Origin of the sequence: Hymenobacter glacieicola (genome assembly GCF_014640315.1) — a bacterium.
Classification (GTDB): Bacteria; Bacteroidota; Bacteroidia; order Cytophagales; family Hymenobacteraceae; genus Hymenobacter; species Hymenobacter glacieicola.
In genome coordinates this window covers 1-18,035 of the sequence record NZ_BMGS01000005.1, presented here as the reverse complement: position 1 = coordinate 18,035, position 18,035 = coordinate 1, and the positions used below count along the sequence as shown (strand labels likewise).

17 protein-coding genes and 2 tRNA genes are annotated in these 18,035 nt (G+C 57.9%); 5 read left to right on the top strand and 14 right to left on the bottom strand.

Translation table 11 applies throughout. The features are described from left to right. Window positions 1-9: 9 nt before the first annotated feature. Window positions 10-1,185 (top strand): GNAT family N-acetyltransferase, encoded by a 1,176-nt coding sequence (locus tag IEW18_RS10120; protein ID WP_188557738.1) that lies wholly within the window; start codon window positions 10-12, stop codon window positions 1,183-1,185. A 171-nt stretch (window positions 1,186-1,356) separates the two neighbouring features. Here IEW18_RS10120 and coaE read toward each other — a convergent pair whose 3' ends face one another. The 8 genes from coaE to IEW18_RS10080 form a co-directional block, all read right to left on the bottom strand. Then, window positions 1,357-1,968, bottom strand: coding sequence for a dephospho-CoA kinase (gene coaE, locus IEW18_RS10115; RefSeq protein WP_188557737.1), 612 nt, complete (start codon window positions 1,966-1,968; stop codon window positions 1,357-1,359). A gap of 31 nt (window positions 1,969-1,999) precedes the next feature. After that, window positions 2,000-2,965, bottom strand: a complete 966-nt coding sequence (locus IEW18_RS10110; protein WP_188557736.1) for a YbbR-like domain-containing protein — start codon at window positions 2,963-2,965, stop codon at window positions 2,000-2,002. A gap of 143 nt (window positions 2,966-3,108) precedes the next feature. After that, window positions 3,109-3,426: a preprotein translocase subunit YajC gene (gene yajC, locus IEW18_RS10105; RefSeq protein ID WP_188557735.1), complete on the bottom strand. Its 318-nt coding sequence runs from the start codon at window positions 3,424-3,426 to the stop codon at window positions 3,109-3,111. Window positions 3,427-3,519: 93 nt separating this feature from the next. Then, window positions 3,520-4,044, bottom strand: coding sequence for a DUF1573 domain-containing protein (locus IEW18_RS10100; protein WP_188557734.1), 525 nt, complete (start codon window positions 4,042-4,044; stop codon window positions 3,520-3,522). Window positions 4,045-4,235: 191 nt separating this feature from the next. Beyond that, a complete protein-coding gene (locus tag IEW18_RS10095; protein WP_188557733.1) occupies window positions 4,236-5,240 on the bottom strand; it encodes an isocitrate/isopropylmalate dehydrogenase family protein in 1,005 nt (334 codons plus the stop codon). Window positions 5,241-5,517: 277 nt separating this feature from the next. After that, window positions 5,518-5,829: a YtxH domain-containing protein gene (locus IEW18_RS10090; RefSeq protein ID WP_188557732.1), complete on the bottom strand. Its 312-nt coding sequence runs from the start codon at window positions 5,827-5,829 to the stop codon at window positions 5,518-5,520. A gap of 132 nt (window positions 5,830-5,961) precedes the next feature. After that, window positions 5,962-7,146: a transcription antitermination factor NusB gene (gene nusB, locus IEW18_RS10085; RefSeq protein WP_188557731.1), complete on the bottom strand. Its 1,185-nt coding sequence runs from the start codon at window positions 7,144-7,146 to the stop codon at window positions 5,962-5,964. A 99-nt stretch (window positions 7,147-7,245) separates the two neighbouring features. Then, window positions 7,246-8,337, bottom strand: a complete 1,092-nt coding sequence (locus tag IEW18_RS10080) for a Glu/Leu/Phe/Val dehydrogenase dimerization domain-containing protein (RefSeq protein ID WP_188557730.1) — start codon at window positions 8,335-8,337, stop codon at window positions 7,246-7,248. A 476-nt stretch (window positions 8,338-8,813) separates the two neighbouring features. Between IEW18_RS10080 and IEW18_RS10075 the strand changes: the two genes are divergently transcribed. Next, window positions 8,814-10,598 carry an ABC transporter ATP-binding protein gene (locus tag IEW18_RS10075; protein ID WP_188557729.1) on the top strand — a complete coding sequence of 595 codons (1,785 nt, stop codon included), beginning with the start codon at window positions 8,814-8,816 and terminating at the stop codon, window positions 10,596-10,598. Window positions 10,599-10,683: 85 nt separating this feature from the next. Here IEW18_RS10075 and IEW18_RS10070 read toward each other — a convergent pair whose 3' ends face one another. Continuing rightward, on the bottom strand, window positions 10,684-11,097 hold the full coding sequence (locus IEW18_RS10070) for a T9SS type A sorting domain-containing protein (RefSeq protein ID WP_188557728.1): 414 nt from the start codon (window positions 11,095-11,097) through the stop codon (window positions 10,684-10,686). A 295-nt stretch (window positions 11,098-11,392) separates the two neighbouring features. Here IEW18_RS10070 and IEW18_RS10065 point away from each other — a divergent pair. Together IEW18_RS10065 and IEW18_RS10060 are read left to right on the top strand one after the other, a co-directional pair. Continuing rightward, window positions 11,393-11,466: transfer RNA gene (locus IEW18_RS10065), tRNA-Pro, on the top strand. A 104-nt stretch (window positions 11,467-11,570) separates the two neighbouring features. Next, window positions 11,571-11,644, top strand: a tRNA-Pro gene (locus tag IEW18_RS10060). Window positions 11,645-11,772: 128 nt separating this feature from the next. Here the strand turns inward: IEW18_RS10060 and IEW18_RS10055 are convergent. The 5 genes from IEW18_RS10055 to IEW18_RS10035 all read right to left on the bottom strand — a co-directional run bounded on the left by IEW18_RS10055 (window position 11,773) and on the right by IEW18_RS10035 (window position 16,911). After that, window positions 11,773-12,297, bottom strand: a complete 525-nt coding sequence (locus IEW18_RS10055; RefSeq protein WP_188557727.1) for a hypothetical protein — start codon at window positions 12,295-12,297, stop codon at window positions 11,773-11,775. 66 nt (window positions 12,298-12,363) lie between these two features. Beyond that, the gene (locus IEW18_RS10050) at window positions 12,364-14,142 is read right to left on the bottom strand and encodes an ABC transporter ATP-binding protein (RefSeq protein WP_188557726.1); all 1,779 of its coding nucleotides are present in this window, start codon (window positions 14,140-14,142) and stop codon (window positions 12,364-12,366) included. Between the two features lie 103 nt (window positions 14,143-14,245). Next, the gene (truA, locus tag IEW18_RS10045; RefSeq protein WP_188557725.1) at window positions 14,246-15,037 is read right to left on the bottom strand and encodes a tRNA pseudouridine(38-40) synthase TruA; all 792 of its coding nucleotides are present in this window, start codon (window positions 15,035-15,037) and stop codon (window positions 14,246-14,248) included. 93 nt (window positions 15,038-15,130) lie between these two features. Further along, window positions 15,131-15,670 (bottom strand): GNAT family N-acetyltransferase, encoded by a 540-nt coding sequence (locus IEW18_RS10040; protein ID WP_188557724.1) that lies wholly within the window; start codon window positions 15,668-15,670, stop codon window positions 15,131-15,133. A 41-nt stretch (window positions 15,671-15,711) separates the two neighbouring features. Next, a complete protein-coding gene (locus IEW18_RS10035; protein WP_188557723.1) occupies window positions 15,712-16,911 on the bottom strand; it encodes a thiolase family protein in 1,200 nt (399 codons plus the stop codon). Between the two features lie 91 nt (window positions 16,912-17,002). Between IEW18_RS10035 and IEW18_RS10030 the strand changes: the two genes are divergently transcribed. Beyond that, window positions 17,003-17,479, top strand: coding sequence for a DUF4293 family protein (locus IEW18_RS10030; protein WP_188557722.1), 477 nt, complete (start codon window positions 17,003-17,005; stop codon window positions 17,477-17,479). Window positions 17,480-18,035: the final 556 nt, after the last annotated feature.

Genomic DNA, 18,035 nt, shown 5'->3' with positions numbered 1-18,035 from the left:
TTCTTGTCCATGCCTCTTCTGCTTGAAGTTTCTTCTCCCCAGCATATTCGTCAGTTTCTGGACTTGCCCGCGCGCCTGTACCAGGATCAGCCCAACTGGATTGCCCCGCTTGACCACGAAATAGAAGCTGTTTTCGACCCGCAGCGCAACCATAGCTTTGCCAACGGTGAGGCCATCCGCTGGATTTTGACCAGTGAGGCCGGCACGGTAATCGGACGGGTAGCGGCTTTTATCAACCACGAAACGCCCCAAACCGACCCGACATTGCCCGTGGGTGGCATGGGCTTTTTCGAGTGCATCGACGACCAAGCGGCGGCTAATGTGCTGTTCGACGCCTGCCGGCAGTGGCTCAGCCAGCGCGGCCTGCAAGCCATGGACGGCCCCATCAACTTTGGGGAGCGGGACCGGTACTGGGGCCTGCTGACGGCGGGCTTCACGGAGCCCAACTACGGCATGTTCTACCACCTGCCCTACTACCAGCAACTGTTTGAGCAGTACGGCTTTCAGGTCTTTTTCAAGCAATACACCTGCTACCGCGAAGTAGCCGCCCCCCTGCACGAGAGCTTCAGCCGGGACGCCGTGAAATACGCCCAGCAGTACCCAGAATTCCGTTTTCAGCACGCCCAGAAGCGCAACGCCGAGAAGCTGGCCCGCGACTTTCACCACGTCTATAACCTGGCCTGGGCCAACCACAGCGGCGTTAATCCCATGCCCCTGGAAAAAGCCCGGGCCCTGGTAAAGGAGATGAAGCCCGTAGTGGATGAGCGCCTGCTGTGGTTTGCCTACCACCACGAGGAGCCCATTGCTTTCTTTGTGAGCCTGCCCGAACTCAACCAGATTTTCAAGCACGTGGGCCGCAACTTCAACCTCTGGGGCAAACTGCGCTTTCTCTGGGAAAAGCGGAAGTATGACCAGCGCCCCGACAAAAAAATGTTCGGCGTCATCTTCGGGGTAGTGCCCGAGTGGCAGGGCAAAGGCATCGAGTCGGCCCTGATGGTGCACGCCCGCGCCGAGTTCATGCGCGCCGGCTACACCGATATCGAAATGAACTGGATTGGCGACTTCAACCCCCGGATGCTGGCCGTTACCCGCTCTATTGGGGCCCGCATTCACAAAACCCACGTCACCTACCGCTACCTCTTCGACCGCGCCCGCCCCTTCGAGCGCAGCCCCATCATTCGGTGAATGAGTGAGTTGGTGAATTGGTGAGTAAGGGAAAAACTTAAGCCCTCACACAAAACCGCTTGTCATCCTGAGCGCAGCAAAGGACCTTATCACGACACGAGGTTGTAGCAACGACTCGTTTCGGCGTGGTAAGGTCCTTCGCTCCCGCTCAGGATGACAAGCAGTTTAAAATCACTGAATCCTCGTTTCACCGCTCCTAAACTTCTGGTCCAGTTGCAGCACCTGCGGCAGCAGCAGGTGGTGGTCGTCGTTGTGGATGACGTAGTCGGCCCGGCGGATTTTCTCCTCCTCGCTGAGCTGCTTGCCGATGATGGCCAGAATATCATCCGGGGTGCGGTGCGGGTCGCGGTGGAGCACCCGGGCCTGGCGGATTTCCAGGGGGGCAAATACGGTGATGATGCGGTGTAGCTGCTGGTAGGCCCCGGATTCGTAGAGCAGGGCGGCTTCCTTGAGAAGGTAGGGGTGGCCGGCCGCTTGTTGGGCAGCGGCCCAGGTTTCAAAGTCGCGGCCTACGTGGGGGTGCACCAGGGCGTTGAGGCGGGCCAATTGGGCGGGGTCGGGGAAAGCCACGCGGGCCAGGTAGGTGCGGTTTAGCTGGCCCTGCGCATCGAACGTTTCGGGGCCGAAGGCGGCCGTGAGTTCCTCCCGCAGCTGCGGGTGGTGGGCCATAACCCATTTGGCACGGGCATCGGAATCGTACACCGGTGCGCCCAGCACCTGAAACAGGCGGCACACCACACTTTTCCCGGACCCTATTCCGCCGGTAATTCCAATTTTTAGCATCACTTCCTCTGTTGAAGTATTCCGGGTAGCCTTACTGCTCTACCCGATGCACCTGTACCCCGCGCGTGAGCACCAAATAGCCCCGCGCCTGGGCCGGCTTTTCGGCCAGGAAGGGGCGCAGGCTGGAGTCGCGGTTGGTGAACTGCCCGTAATGCAGTTGCACCCGCACCTGCTTGCGCTGAAAGCCCACGGTATCCTCGGGGAAAAACTGCAGCCGCACGTGCACGGTAGCGGGCGAAAAGCGGTAGACGTGACCCGCGGGAGCATCCAGGAGTTCCGGCACCACCTCCACCGGCACCGTCACGACGGGCCGGCGCAGTAGGCGTACACGTACATCCTGCACGTTGGTTTGCACTAAATCGGGCCCGCCAATGGGCACCCGAATATCACCCGTGGAGGAGCCGGCGGGAGCCTGGGGCAAGTGCACGGGGTAGGGAGCAGGCAGGTAGTTCACCTTACTGGCCGGGCCCCGGAATACCACACTGGCGGGCTCAAACCGGGCATCGTAGGGCAGCGCCGCCCCATCGGTGGCGGGGCTCAGGCCCAGGGGCAGCCGCCGGCTCACCAGCCGGTCCAGCTCCACCCACAGCGTATCGGAGAGCAGGTAGTTGAACTGGAGCCCCTCCATGGCCTGCTGCAGGGCCGGCCGAATAACCCGGGCGGTAACGTAGCGGGTAGCGGCCGGGGCACTCAGGGTCAGCTCGGCCGGCTTCACGTCCAGCATGAGCTGGCGGCGCAACAGCTTCCAGCCCCGCCCGGTCACGTTCACGGGTACTTCTTTGGGCAGGGGCTGCACCGGAATAAAGCGGCTGTTATCGTAGCGCCACGCCAGGGGGTAGGTAATGCGGGTGGTGTAGGTTTTGTTGAGGGCGTTGAGCAGCCAGAACGTGCTGGCCACCAGAAAACACGCCGTCACGGCCCGCCAATAGCTCCGCTCCTGCCCGTAAAACGGGTTCACAAACCAGCGCAGCACACGGTCAGGACGGGCAGAGGGCACGAGCAGGGTAGTTAGGGAAGAAAACGAGTATCCCGAAGCAGGGCTTCACCTCGCCCAACCAGCAGATACTGGTGCAACAAGGTACTAACCTTGCCGCTTTGGTGCGAGCGAAACTTCTGCTTCGGGATGCCGGAAACTAGAAATTACACGGTGGGGGTAGCGCTTTTGCTGACGACCTCGCGGGCAATGGCCGAGCGGTCGAAGCGCAGGCGCACGCCTTTGTCTACTTCCACCGTCACGGTGTCTTCGTTTACGTCGACTACCCGGCCGTGCAGGCCCCCAATGGTCACCACGTTAGCCCCTTTGGCCAGGGACGCCCGGAATTTTTTGGCTTCGGCGGAGCGGCGCTGCTGGGGCCGAATCATGAAGAAGTACATCACCACTACCATGGCCACGAGCGGCAGGTAGGAAATTAGGCCGCTGGAGGTAGGCGTGGCTTGGAGCAGAAGCGTGGCAAACATGAGCTGTGGAATCAGGAAGGAAAGAAAAGCCTGTCATCGGCAGCAAACCCTACAGGCTTACTGCCGATGACAGGCTACTACGCCGGCGCTGGCTTAGCGCGTGGGACCGTTCTGGCCGTCGGGGAGAATGTTGGCCTTAATCACCACTTTCGTGATGCTGGGCTGGGTGTTAGCCTGAATGGCTACCTCCTTGTTCTGAATGCCCATTTTGCCGTGCGAGTCAAACTGCACGTCGATGGTGCCTTTGGCGCCGGGCGCAATGGGTTCCTTGGTCCAGTTGGGGGTAGTGCAGCCGCAGGAAGCCGTGGCGTTTTCAATCAGCAGCGGCGACTTGCCGGTGTTGGTGAACTCGAAGGTATGCTTTACCACTTCGCCGGGCTTAATATCCCCGAAATCGTGCTCGGCTACGGCAAAGCTCATCACGGGGGCGTTCGGGTTCGGGGCGGCGGTTTCGTTGGTGACGTTCGGGTTGTCAACTACTGGGTTGGCCACGGCCTCATTGGCGTTGGCGGCGGCGGCGTTCATGCCTTCGGTGCCTACATCGGCCTTGTTGTTGTTACAAGCACCCAGCAGCAGCGCGCCGGAAAGCAGGAAAGCTGAAAACAGATTGCGTTTCATGTTAATCGGAAAAAGAAGCTGACCTGATTAGAAGCCAGCAGCTTAGTAGAAAGACGTTTACTACCGTGAAAGTACAGTATTAACCCCAAATTGAGCGGATAAGTTGAGGGCTGGAACAGATAGAGACCCGGGGCCATTCGCCCCAGCCTCACCCCGTTTTAACCGTCAACTTACCCGTCTCCTTTGCGGTGCTACTTGTTCAGGTTGTTGATGATGGCCTGGGCAAACTCGCTGGTTGAAGCGCTGCCGCCGAGGTCACCGGTGCACTTCTGTTTGTCCTGCAGCGTCGTCTCCAAAGCCCGCTCAATGTTGTTGGCGTGCTCATGCTCGCCAATGTGGTGCAGCATCATCAAGGCCGAGCGCAGCAGGGCCGTAGGGTTGGCTTTGCCTTGGCCGGCAATGTCGGGGGCCGAGCCGTGCACAGCTTCGAAGATGGCCATGTCGTCGCCGATGTTGGCGCCCGACACTACCCCTAGCCCACCTACCAGGCCGGCGCAGAGGTCGGACAGAATGTCCCCGAACAGGTTGGTAGTCACAATTACATCGAACTGCTCCGGCTTGGTGACCAGCTGCATGCACATGTTGTCGATGATCTTGTCCTCGTACTGCACCTGCGGAAACTCGCGGGCCGCTTCTTGGGCAGCATCCAGCATAATTTTGCCGGGCACTTTCAGAATGTTGGCTTTGTGGGCCAGCGTTACCTTTTTGCGGCCGTGCTTGGCGGCGTAAGCAAAGGCGGCGCGGCAGATTTTGCGGGCACCCGTCACCGATACGCGGGCAATGGAGTCGCCGATGCCGTTGTGCTCATCGAAGATTTCGAGGCCAGCGTACAGGCCCTCGGTATTTTCGCGGAACAGCACCAGGTCGATACCCGAGTAGCGGGTTTGGATGCCTTCCGTGGTTTTGGAAGGACGCACGTTCTGGTAGAGGTCGTACTTCTGGCGCAGCGTAACGTTGATGGAGCGGAAGCCCTTGCCGACGGGCGTGGTGATGGGGCCTTTCAAGGCTACCTTGTTTTTCTCCAGCGACGTGAGCAGGGCCTGCGGAATCAGCTCGCCCGACTGGTCGAAGGTGGTCTGGCCCGCGTTCTGCTCCTCCCACTGCACCGGCACCTGCGCCGCCGCGAAAATGTCGGTTACTGCTTTCGTGATTTCGGGGCCAATGCCGTCGCCGGGAATGAGAGTGATGAGATGCATTCTATTGAGTTGGGGTTAATGGGCAATTTCGGGTGGTGGGCAACCCAAGGGGTAGCGGCTGCGCCGGCCTCAGCAAGTGGCTAGCGGCGGCAGCCAGATGCTGGCATTACCCTTGGAAGTGCCGGCGGCCCGTATTGCTACATGCTTCGGGCACCCCCACACTATGATACAAAGGTACCCAGCATTGGCGGGTACTAAAAATGAAGATGTGCTGATAAGCTGCCGGCAGGAACCTGCCTATCAGCTTATCAGCACATCGGGTACTCAGGGCATCTGGTTATACCGTTTTCCGGGAGTTGATCTGGTTAATCAGCTGATCAACGTCGCCGAGCAGCTGCTCAGCCTTGCTCTTGGCGTCCTGAATCACGCGCTGGCCTTCGCTCTTGGCGGAGCTGGGGCCTTGGTCGGCGCGGCTGGTTACCAGGTTCTCGGTTAGCTCAGCCAGGGTTTCGCGGTACTTTTCCAGCTGGTAGCTAAGCCAGCTGCGCGTTTCGCGGCCTTTTTCAGGTGCGTACAGTAGTCCGATAACGGCCCCGGTGAGGGCGCCGCCGGCAAAGCACAGAATGCCGGTAGTGGTTTTGCTACCCATGATGAAAGGAAATGAGTACGGAGGGTGAGAAGTAAGACAGGGAGTACGGATACGTACGTAGAACTCCGGCGCAGGATATATAAAAAGCTGAATATAACTTCTGCTTCCTGCCCTTGGGTCTACGTCGCCAGCTTACTGGTTGTCCAGCAAGCCCCGGCCCGACTTGCGGATGGCACCGCTAGCCGTCAGATCCTGCGCCAATTTATCCAGAATCCCGTTTACAAACTGCTTACTCTTGGGCGTAGAGTACATCTTACTAATTTCGATGTACTCGTTGATGGTCACTTTCACCGGAATGGCCCGGAACAGGTGCATCTCACAGAGGGCCATTTTCAGTAGAATCTTGTCGGTCAGGGCTACGCGCTCCACGTCCCAGTTCTGCACCGATTCGGCAATCAGCTTCTCGTACTTCTCGTCGTCGGCCAGGGTTTGCTTGTAGAGGCTTTCGGCAAACTCCTTATCCTCCTGCCAGTTAGCCGACAGGGACATGAGCACCAGGTTTTCATCGGCCGCCTCGTCGAGCATCTTGACGGTTTTCACCACCAGGTTTTTCACGATGGCGCGGTTTTCCTCCCAGTTCAGGTCGTCCTCCTCGATGTAGGCCGGCAGGCTCTCGCCCTTGAACACGTAGGTTTTGTAGATGTGCTTCAGAATTTCCTGGTCCTGCTGGTAGTTGCCGGCCGGGGCCGCCAGGTAGCTCAGCAGCTCCGGGTCCTGCTTCATTTCGTTGCGCCAGGCGTTGCGCAGGGCGTCCAGCTCGTCCTCGCCGTGCCACTTCAAGGAGCGGCGGATGGTCAGGTCCTGCAGCTGCAGGTTGTTGATGAGCTTCTCAATTACCGGGTTTTCCAGCAAACGGGTAGCATCCAGCAAGGGCTCCTTGGCCGCCGTAAACCGGCGCGAGTCGCGCACCTTCTCTTCCTCAATTACCTGCAGCAGCGCCTCCGGAATATTGAGCAGGTGAATGTACTGGTCGTGAATGCTCTCGGCAGCGTGCACCATCTGGCCTCCGTAGTAGGTAGCGTCCTTGGCTACGGCCTTCTGGTAGTACTTGATGGCTTCTTTTACGGCGTCGTTCACGTCCGCATCCTCGGTAGGCTCCGGCTGCTCGGCGGTTTTGTGCCACTCTTTGAAAATGACCTCAGCCATCTTGCGCTGGCCCTGCAGCTGCTTGCGGTCCTGGGGCTCCGGCGAGTTCAAATCGGGCGCGAAAGCATCCGCAATCTGGTCGAGGGCCAATAAAAAATCGGACCCGACGGCCTGATGGTAGGCGTACAGGGCCTGCATGACCTTGATGCGAAGCGTGCGACGGTTGAGCATTCTATGGGAAGTGAATGAGTAAATGAGTGAATGAGTGAGGTAGCGAATGGCTTATTAGAACAACCACTTCACTTAATCACTCATTCACTCACTCGCTATTTAATACGTTGATTTAACCTTGCCGATGGCGGCGATACGCTCCTCGGCCTGGCGGGTAGCGGCGGCCTGGGGGTGGCTGCCTTCCTGGGCGGCGCGGTTCAGCACCTGAGTGGTAATGTCGTAGATGCGCTCCGTTTGGGTCATCACCGACTCGCGGTTGCCACCCTGCACTTCGGAGCAGACGTTGATGAGGCCGCCGGCATTGATGAGAAAGTCGGGGGCGTACACAATGCCTTGCTCCACCAGGGCCGGACCGTGCACGTTCTCGTTGGCCAGCTGGTTGTTGGCGCAGCCGGCTACTACCTGGCACTTCAGGCGGCGCAGGGTGTCGTCGTTGAGGGTAGCACCCAGCGCGCAGGGCGAGTAGATGTCTACGTCCTGGTCGTAGATTTCGTCCAGGCCCACGGCTTTGGCCCCGAAGCGGGCGGCGGCTTCCAGGGCGCGGTCTTCGTAGTAATCGGTGAGTACCAGCTTGGCGCCTTCCTTCTGCAAGTATTCCAGCAGGTAGGTTCCTACGTGGCCCACGCCCTGCACCGCAATGCGCTTGCCGGCCAGGGAGTCGGAGCCGAACGCTTTTTTAGCGGCGGCTTTCATGCCCATGTAGGTGCCGTAGGCTGTCACCGGCGACGGGTCGCCGCTGCCGCCCATGCTCTCGGGCAGGCCCGACACGTGCCGCGTTTCCATCCGGATGTACTCCATGTCCTTGGTGGTCATGTTTACGTCCTCGGCCGTGATGTACTTGCCATTCAAATTCTGCACGAAGCGGCCAAACTTACGCAGCAAGGCTTCGGTCTTCATGGTTTTGGCGTCGCCGATGATAACGGCCTTGCCCCCACCCAGATTCAGGCCGGAAATAGCCGCCTTGTAGGTCATGCCGCGCGAGAGGCGGAGCACGTCGTTCAGGGCCTCGGCCTCCGAAGTGTAGTGCCACATGCGCGTGCCGCCCAGCGCGGGGCCCAGCACCGTGTTATGAATACCAATGATGGCGCGCAGGCCCGTTTCGTGGTCGTGGCAGAACACTACCTGCTCATGCTGATGCTCGGCAATTTGCCCGAAGACCGACGTTTCGGTCAACACTTTCGTTTCTACCATACGTAGGGTGGAAAAAGAAATGGGGGTGGGGTGGTTGTTGTACCTTTACGGCTGGCTTTCCGGAAGAAATTCACTTCGCAGCTCGCTTAAACAAATGGCAACGCCCAGTGGCTATTTTCCCGTCGTTCAAGGATACGCGCAGCTTTACTCTCCCCCGGGGGCTCCCGCAATGCGGGTGCAAAAGTACTCCGATTTTCCGACTTCAACCAGCCGGTAACCGTCTTTTCCCAGGGTTTAGCGCCGTGGGGCCGAATCGGTTAGCCGCCCGGCAGGCGCCCTACTGAAACCCTTTTGCAGCGTTTTAACTTTCTACTTGCCAAACTTCTATTCTTTTCCGGCCGCCATTGCCAATCTGATGGGTTGCCCTGGCGTCACACGGAGTTTCGGTTGGCGGCAGGGAGTAGTTGGCAGTAGCTCCTACCTCCTGGCAACGGTCCGACGTTCTTCCCCGTCCTTGTACTTTCTAACTTCCCCTCGTGCGCGCCCTCTCCGCAACCAATAAATACCTGCTGCGCTACAAGTGGCACTTCCTCGGCGGAGTGCTTTTCGTGGCGCTTAGTACGCTGCTGGCCATTTTCCCGGCCCAGATTGTACGTTACGCCTTCGACCTGGTCAGTGAGGGCATCGACTTATATCACCTCTACGCTGGCACCCGGGCCCAGAGCGGCGTCTATGAGCTGTTCGGGCGCAACGTGCTGCTCTACGGGGTGCTCATCCTGCTGATGGCCTTGCTGCGCGGTATCTTTCTGTTCTTCATGCGCCAGACGCTCATTGTGATGAGCCGGCACGTGGAAAACGACCAGAAAAACGAAATCTACCAGCACTACCAGTCCCTACCCCTCTCCTTCTACCGCCGCCACAGCACCGGCGACCTGATGTCCAGAATATCGGAGGACGTGGGGCGGGTGCGCATGTACATTGGGCCGGCCCTCATGTACTTTATGCAGCTCGTGATTCTCTTCGTGCTCATCGTGCCGCTCATGCTCATGGTGAACGTGAAGCTGACGCTCTACACGCTGCTGCCCCTACCCATCCTGAGCGTGAGCATCTTCTATGTCAACAACCTGATTGAGAAGAAGTCCGATGAGATTCAACGCTCCCTGGCGTCCATGACCACGTTTGTGCAGGAGGCGTTTTCCGGAATTCGGGTGCTGAAGTCCTTTGTGCGCGAGGAGGACTCGCACCGGCAGTTCGCGGAGGCTTCGGAGCACTACAAGCAGAAGTCCCTGAGTTTGAATTTCGTGAACTCCCTGTTTTTCCCGCTGATTCTGTTTTTGGTGGGCATCAGCACCATTGTTACGGTGTGGCTGGGCGGGCAGGAAGTAATTCGCGGCACCATTACTACGGGCAGCATTGCGGAGTTTCTGATTTACGTGAACCTGCTCACCTGGCCCGTTACGGCCCTGGGCTGGACCAGTTCTCTGGTGCAGCGCGCCGAAGCCTCGCAGGCCCGCATCAACGAGTTCATGCACCAGCAGACGGACATCGTGTCCCAGCAGAATCGGGAGCTGGACATTCAGGGCGACATTGTGTTCGACCACGTCACCTTCACCTACCCCGACACGGGCATTCAAGCCCTGCGCGACGTCTCGTTCCGCATTCGGCCGGGCCAGACGCTGGCCGTCATTGGCAACACCGGCGCTGGCAAAAGCACCGTAGCCGCCGTGCTCTCGCGCCTTTACGATGTAACCAGCGGCCGCATCCTGATTGACGGCGTGGATGTGCGCGACCTGTCACTTCGTTCCCTACGCAGCCAGATCGGGTACGTACCCCAGGATGTGTTTCTCTTCTCCGACTCCATCCGCAACAACATCAACTTCGGCCTCGATGCTCCGGACGAGGAGCGCATGCTCCAGGCCGCCAAGGATGCTAACGTGTACGAAAACATCCTGCGCTTCCCGGAAGGCTTCGACACGAAAGTGGGCGAGCGGGGCATTACCCTCTCCGGCGGCCAGAAACAGCGGGTCAGCATTGCTCGGGCCTTAGTGAAAGAGCCCAAAATCCTGATTCTGGACGATGCCTTGTCGGCCGTAGACACGAATACGGAGAATGCCATTCTGGGGGCCTTGCAGCGCATCATGCACAACCGCACCAGCCTGATTATCTCCCACCGCGTGTCGTCGGTAAAGCTAGCCGACGAAATTCTGGTGCTCGACGATGGACAGATTGTGCAGCACGGCACCCACGAAAACCTGATGCAGGACGAAAACGGCCTGTACCGCGCCCTTTATGAGCGGCAGCTTCAGAGCGAGGAAGTTTAGCCTTCACGTCAGCCCGAAAAAGCAAACGCCCCCTACACCAGACGTGTAGGGGGCGTTTGCTTTTTATATAGACTCTGCTCAGGACTTACTGCCCAATAACAACGCGCTTCATGCCCCGCCGCTCACCGGAAGTACACTGCACGAGGTAGGTGCCTTCCGGCAGTCTGCTTACATCCAGCACCGCAGCGTCGTCCCCCGAAATCAGGTCGCGGGTCATGACGGGCCGTCCGTCGGTACCGTTTACCTCCACGCGGGTAGGGCCGGTAGCGTTGGTGCGCACGGTCAGGCGCTTGGTCAGCGGGTTGGCTTCGGCCCGCACCTTAAGCGCATCCGTGTTGGGTGTCGGGTCAGCCAGCTTATCGGTAATAAGGGCCGGGGGTGCGGGTGTTACGGCTGCCGAAGCTACCGCCGCAGGAGCCGGCTTGGTAGTTTGCGCCTGCGCCGGCCGCAACAGCGTGAGCATGGCTAGCAGGCAACCCAGGAAAGTAAAAGTTTTCATACGCGTTCCTAAACGAAGATGATGAACGATACGGTGTTGATAAAGCAAGGAATTGCTACTCCGGCCACAAGAAATTGGCGACTGAGCAGACATTTGGCTACCCGAAGCAAGAAACGCGCCAGCCAGCAGAGTTATTTTATTTTAACGACCTCATCCGTGCAACTACCACATCACTAGCCTTCTGCCGCGGCGTAGGGCTCCCAAAGCTACGAAATACCAGCCACAAGCAATAAATTTAGCGGGTAAAGCTTGCGTGGTAGCATCCGGTCTGCTTACATTTGTGCCATAATTCTATCGGGGTGTAGCGTAGCCTGGTATCGCGCCAGCATGGGGTGCTGGAGGTCGTAGGTTCGAATCCTGCCACTCCGACCGAAGAGTTACTTGCTCGAAAAGCCTCTGGGAACCCCACCCGGAGGCTTTTTTCGGACAAAAGCAACGAGTAATTACCCGTGGTGCCCCCTGGCACTATCCCTCGGGGTGTAGCGCAGCCCGGTAGCGCGCGTCGTTCGGGACGACGAGGCCGTAGGTTCGAATCCTGCCACCCCGACACTAGTACTCTCTCCTCATAACCGCCCGCTGAACTTTGGTTTAGCGGGCGGTTTTGCTTTAAACCTTCTCAAAAAGGAAAGCCCATCCCAAATACACGGGACGGGCTTTCCTTTTTAGATGGAGCCATTATTTAATAACTGCCAGTACTTCTGGCTCCCCTTGGTCAGGGAAACGCTCCAGGTAAACATTCTGGAGCGTCAGCTTATTGGCTGCGGCGTACTCCTTGATGCCGTTATAGAGCTTATCGGGGGCCACTAGGTAGCTGGCATCTACGCGGGCATGGACTACCTTCTGGCCAGCTGCAAAGGTGCGGTAGCGGTAGTTGGTGGGCAGCGTTTGCGAGGTAGTGTCCGCGACAACAACTCCTACGAATACCTTGGCAGCATCGCGCGAGCTTTCGGGACTGTTGTAAAAGATGTTAGCGAAGTCGCCGCGCAGCTTGCCGTCTTTGCGGTACTGGTAGGCGTCGCGGGTCAGGTTGCCGAAAGCTTCGTCGTTGGCGGGGCCTTCGTAGTAACGGCCGGCCAGATAGTAGGGCTTGGCCGTTGTTTCGAGGGTAATGACGGGCGCTTTAAAGCCACCCATCTTCCAGTAGGCCACGGCAAAGCCAGCGGTTAGCAACAGGGCCAAAGCCAGGAAAATCTTATTCATGCAATCTGAGAAGGCAAGTAGTAGGAGAACAGCCGCAAAGGTAACAGCCGAAGCCGGTCACGCTGCTTACTCCGCCGACAGGACCCCTTTGTACTGCATTTGATAGAGCGTGGCGTAGTAGCCCTGGTGGCGCAGCAACTCCTCGTGGGTGCCCGTCTCCTTGATTTCGCCCTTGTCCAGCACAATAATCTGGTCGGCCTTCTGGATGGTGCTCAGGCGGTGGGCAATAACGAGGGAAGTACGGCCCTGCATGAGCTTCTCAATAGCCTGCTGAATAAGCTCCTCGGTTTCGGAGTCAACGGAAGAGGTAGCCTCATCCAGGATAATAATACGGGGCTGGTACACCATGGCCCGCACAAAGCTGATGAGCTGGCGCTGCCCCACCGAGAGCGTGGCGCCGCGCTCCATCACCTGATAATCCAGGCCGCCCGGCAGGCGCTCGATAAAGCGGCGGGCCCCCACCAAATCGGCGGCTTCCCAGATCTGCGCGTCGGTAATATCGGTTTTGCCGAGGGTAATATTGTCACGGATGGCGCCGGCGAAGAGGAACACGTCTTGCAGCACTACCCCAACGTGCCGACGCAAATCCTTGAGGTCATACTCGCGCAGGTCGCGGCCGTCAATCCGGATAGTGCCTTTATTGATTTCGTAGAAACGGCTCAGCAAGTTGATGATGCTGGTCTTGCCGGCTCCGGTAGCCCCCACAAACGCGTACGTCTGCCCCGCTTTGATTGAGAAGTTCACGTCGCGTAGCACCCATTCCTCGTCGTTGTAGGCAAACCACACGTGCTCGAAATCCACATCACCCCGCAGATTGGTTGGAATGTAGGTGCCATTGTCCGCAATTAGCTCCTTGCTGTCCAATAGCTTCAGTAGGCGCTCGGTGCTCACCAGGCCCAGCTGCAGGGTATTAAACCGGTCGGCAATCTGGCGGATGGGACGGAAGAACAGGGCATTGTACATGATGAAAGCAATCAGGGCTCCCTTCGAGATAGTGCCCTCAATCTGGCCCTGGGCGGCGTACCACACCAGCAGCCCTACCCCGGCGGCGGCCAGCACCTCGGCTACGGGAAAGTAAATGCTATAGTAGAGCACCGAGCGAATGTTGGCGCGGGTGTGCTCCTGGTTGATGGCCTTGAACTTGCGAAACTCCCGCTCTTCGTTGTTGAAGATTTGCACCACGTTCATGCCCGTCAGGTGCTCCTGCACAAAGGAGTTTAAGTTGGCCACTGCCGTCCGGACTTCCTGAAACGACTTTTTTACTTTCTCCTTGAAGACGTAGGTGCTAAACAGCAAAGGCGGAATTACCGAGAGGCTCACCAGGGTCAGGCGCCAATCAATATAAAACATGAAGCTGACGATAAACACCAGCTGCAAAATGTCGCCAATCATGGCCGCCAATCCTTCGCTAAAAACGTCCGACAGGGTTTCTACGTCGGAGATGTTGCGCGTCACGAGTACGCCAATCGGGGTTTTGTCGAAGAACTTAAGCCGCAGGTCCAGGATGTGCTTGTAAAGGTCAACCCGGATGTCGCGCACGATGTATTGGCCCAGCCACCCACCAAAGTAGGTTTGTAGGTAGCTAACAATGGCGTGGGCTACCAGCAGCACCAGCAGCAGCCCGAACATGCGGTTGAGCCCAGCCCAGTCGCCCTGCTCAATGGATACGTCCACCATTTGCTGAATCAGGAAGGGGCGCAGCGTGCCGAGAATAGCGGTGGCAACGGTCAGGAAAATCAGGAAGTAGAATACGCGCCGGTAGGGCTGCACGTAGGCCACAAGCCGGCGCAGAACCTGCCAATCGAAAATGTTGCCGCTTTTGGTGGCCGTAGTAGCTTGCTCCATGGAGGTGGGTAGCGGTGGAAGGGTAAGTGGGTAACAAGGCAGCCAGCCGATTGTGAGATACCTCAGACCCATAGAGCAGCCAGCCGGGCTGTTGCGGGGAGGCCTACACCCGGGAGAAGTACGGCAAACCAGTAGGTAACGCTGCAGCAGGGACTATATCGGCCGGATATTCTACCCGGCACAGGAACAAGCCATTGGCCAGGGCCGCCCCGCTCGCGTGCACCCGGTTCAGGCTCCGGAACACTTCCCCGAACTCCTGCGGACTCATCTTTCCTCGTCCCACCGTCAGCAGCGTCCCAACTATCAGCCGGACCATGCCCCGAACAAAGCGGTTTGCCCGAATCCGGAAGACCAGGCCACCCGGCACCTCGTGCCACCCGGCTTCAAAACAAGTGCAGAGGTAGTGCTTTTCGCTGCCCTTCACCTTGGAGAAGCTAGTAAAGTCGTGGGCCCCTAGTAGCATGGCAGCGGCCTGGTTCATAGCCGCTACGTCAGGGGCGCGGTCCAGGTACAGGCTGAAGCTGGGCGCGAAAGGGTCCGGCACGGTCCGCACGTGGTACTCGTAGGTGCGCGCCAGAGCATCGAACCGGGCGTGGGCCTGATCGGGTACTTCGTGCACGAGTTGGGCCCGAATGTCGCGGGGTAGCGCCCGGTTCAGCCGATACAGAAAGGTAGGCAGGTCCAGCCCCGCCGGTAGGTCGGCATCGAAATGAGCTACCTGGTGGCTGGCGTGTACGCCCGAATCCGTACGGCCACTTCCCAGGCAGTACACCGGCTGCCGGAGCACCTGCGAAAGGCAGCGGTCCAGTTCCTGCTGCACCGTGAGGGTACGAGGTTGAATCTGCCAGCCATGATATTGGGTGCCATCGTAGGCCAGGTGAAGAAAGTAGCGCACGTAGTAGAGTAGAAAACAGAAAATAAAGCGGCCGGCCTGTGGTAACAGGAATGGTAATAGCGAAGAGCTGCTGTTTATTGCGGTAGTATGCTCTTACACCACCAGGGCGTACAGCAGAGAATCCAGCACTTCCCCATCTTTCACGATGCTACGTCGCAGGCGAGCCTCCAATTCGTAACCCGCTTTTTGCAGCACCTTACCAGAGGCCGGATTGGTAGCAAATACTACTGCGTACAGCCGGCAGATGTCGAAATGAGCCAGCACGTAACTGGTCACCGTCCGGACAGCGGCCGTAGCTATGCCTTTACCCCAGTGTTCTTGGGCCAGCCAATACCCTATTTCCGCTGACCGCCGCCGCACATCCGTTTTAAAGTGCACGCCGATGCTACCTACTGCTTCTCCCTCCATGTCGATTGCCAAGTGCAGGTCTCGGGGGTTATCGGCTACCCGAGCCAGGAAATAAGCCGCGTCATTGGCGGTGTACGGGTAAGGAAACGTGTCGCGTAAGTTTTGCCAAATGCTCCGGTCGTTGGCATGTCGAGCCAGCGCCGGAGCATCGGAAAAGTGCCAAGGCCGCAGCTGCGCTCCTGCTACAGGCAGGGCAAGCGTGGGCAACAACTGGGGAGGTAGCATAGCGGCACCAGTTCGGATGTTAGCAAGTGGCCGCGGCGGGTTTAGAGCTTCTCGTAAATGACGGCAGCACCCTGGCCTACGCCCACGCACATCGTTGCCAGGCCGTAACGCACGTTTTCCCGACGTTGCATTTCGTGTAGAAGGGTAGCCGTAATGCGGGAGCCACTAGCACCAAGCGGGTGCCCGATGGCAATAGAGCCGCCATTCACGTTTACTTTTTCGATGTCCAGATCCAAGTCCCGAATGCACGCAATTGTCTGGGCAGCGAAGGCCTCGTTGAGTTCAATCAGATCCATATCATTCAGCGTCAGGCCGGCACGCTGTAGCACCTTTTGGGTAGCGGGCACGGGGCCCAAACCCATATAGGCTGGATCAACCCCGGCCACGGCCGAAGCTACTACCCGCGCTATCGGCTTCAGGTTATACCGCTTCAGGGCATCTTCGCCCACCAACAGAACAGCAGCAGCGCCGTCGTTAATACCCGCCGAGTTACCCGCCGTCACGGTACCATCTACCTGAAACGCGGGTTTCAGGGTAGCCAGCTTTTCCAAGCTGGACAAGCGAGGTGGCTCATCTTGGTCAAATAGCGCCGTGTCGCCCTTAGGCTGTGGAATAAAGACGGGGACAATTTCCCGCCGGAACCGTCCTTTCTCGAAAGCCCGCTGATATTTACGTTGGGAGTTAAAGGAATACTGGTCTTGCTCCTCCCGACTGACGTTGTACTTGCGCGCAACGTTTTCCGCCGTCTCGCCCATAGCGTAGGGATGGTGCATCTTGGCCAGCTTCGGATTCACGAAGCGCCACCCCAGGGTAGTGTCATGGGCAGTAAAGTCCCGCGCGAAGGCCGTAGCAGACTTGGCTACTACAAACGGAGCCCGGGTCATGCTTTCGGCTCCTCCGGCCAGATACACGTCACCTTCTCCCGCCCGGATAGCGCGCGAGGCGTCCATGATGCTCTGCAAGCCTGAAGCGCACAAGCGGTTAATCGTAACTCCCGGCACCGTAATAGGCAAGCCAGCTAGCAGCGCTGCCATACGGGCCACGTTTCGATTGTCTTCCCCCGCCTGGTTTGCGGCCCCAAACAGCACATCTTCAATGGCGTTCTTATCGAGGGAAGGGTTGCGGCGCAGGAGCTCACGCAATACATGCGCAGCCATATCGTCAGGGCGGACGCTACTTAGAGCGCCACCAAATTTACCAATCGGAGTGCGGACGGCGTCCACAATGTAAGCAGTAGGCATTGTCTGTAATGCGGTTATTCCGGCCGTTGTTGGCTACTTTTGCGAGCCCTATAGGCAGCTTATCCAAGAGCTGAACTCTCAAAACACAAAGATGATACAAAGAATCCAAAGCGTGTTCCTTCTGCTGCTTGCCTTGGCAATGCTTAGCGTACTGTTCTTGCCCATCTGGAGCAAAACGGACCCCAGCAGCCAACAAACAGTAGTGCTGACTGCTACCACTCTCAGCTTTACTAATCCTGGTCCGAACGCGGCAGCTCCAACCACTACGTGGCCCATTGCCGCCTTATCAGCTTTGTCCGCAGCTGTGGCCTTCTTTGAAATAGCGCAGTACCGTAACCGTTTCAACCAGTTGAAGCTGGGCATGCTAAATTTCCTTTTGATTGTCGGCACTATTGGAGCTGGCTTTTATTATTCAGGCATCGGGGAGCGAATGGTAAATATCAAAATACCTGGCGTATTTGAAGCAGGGTTCTACCTCCCAACTCTTGCTCTGTTGCTCAACCTGCTTGCCAACCGCTTTATCCGCCGCGACGAACAGCTGGTACGCAGCATGGACCGGCTGCGCTAGTAGTCTAGACCCCAACAACAAAAAGGCCCTTACTCATCACCGAGTAAGGGCCTTTTTGTTGTTGGGGTTTCTCGAACCCTTTTACCGTACAATTATCAGCGACCAGTAGCTCGGGTTGTGTGCCAAAGGATTCGATCCTTATTAGAACTTACAACTACTATCTATCACAGCCTGAGATCTGTTCTTTATTATATTACAGATACCAACGCTATCTGAGCCCGATACCGCCCGAGAATGTGTAAAAGTAAAGTTGTTATTACTGATTTTAATGAGGCCCCCTGATAGCGCTAGATTCAGGTATGCTTATTAATAAGCATACCATCATTATATGAATACCGAGCCTATATAATCAATGGCAGCATAGATTAAGCCATTAATATTATCGTGTCCCCTTTTCCTCGCCCTTGAGGTGGCGGCCAGCGTGGTGGCCGGCAAGCCGACGGCAGCAGCCAGAGCCCGGGGAAGGCGGAGCGGGGGCAGGGCAGGCCGGGGGCTTACAACACAACTGCCCCCCGCAGCACAAGGTCGCGGGGGGCAGCAGGATGTGATAAGGTTG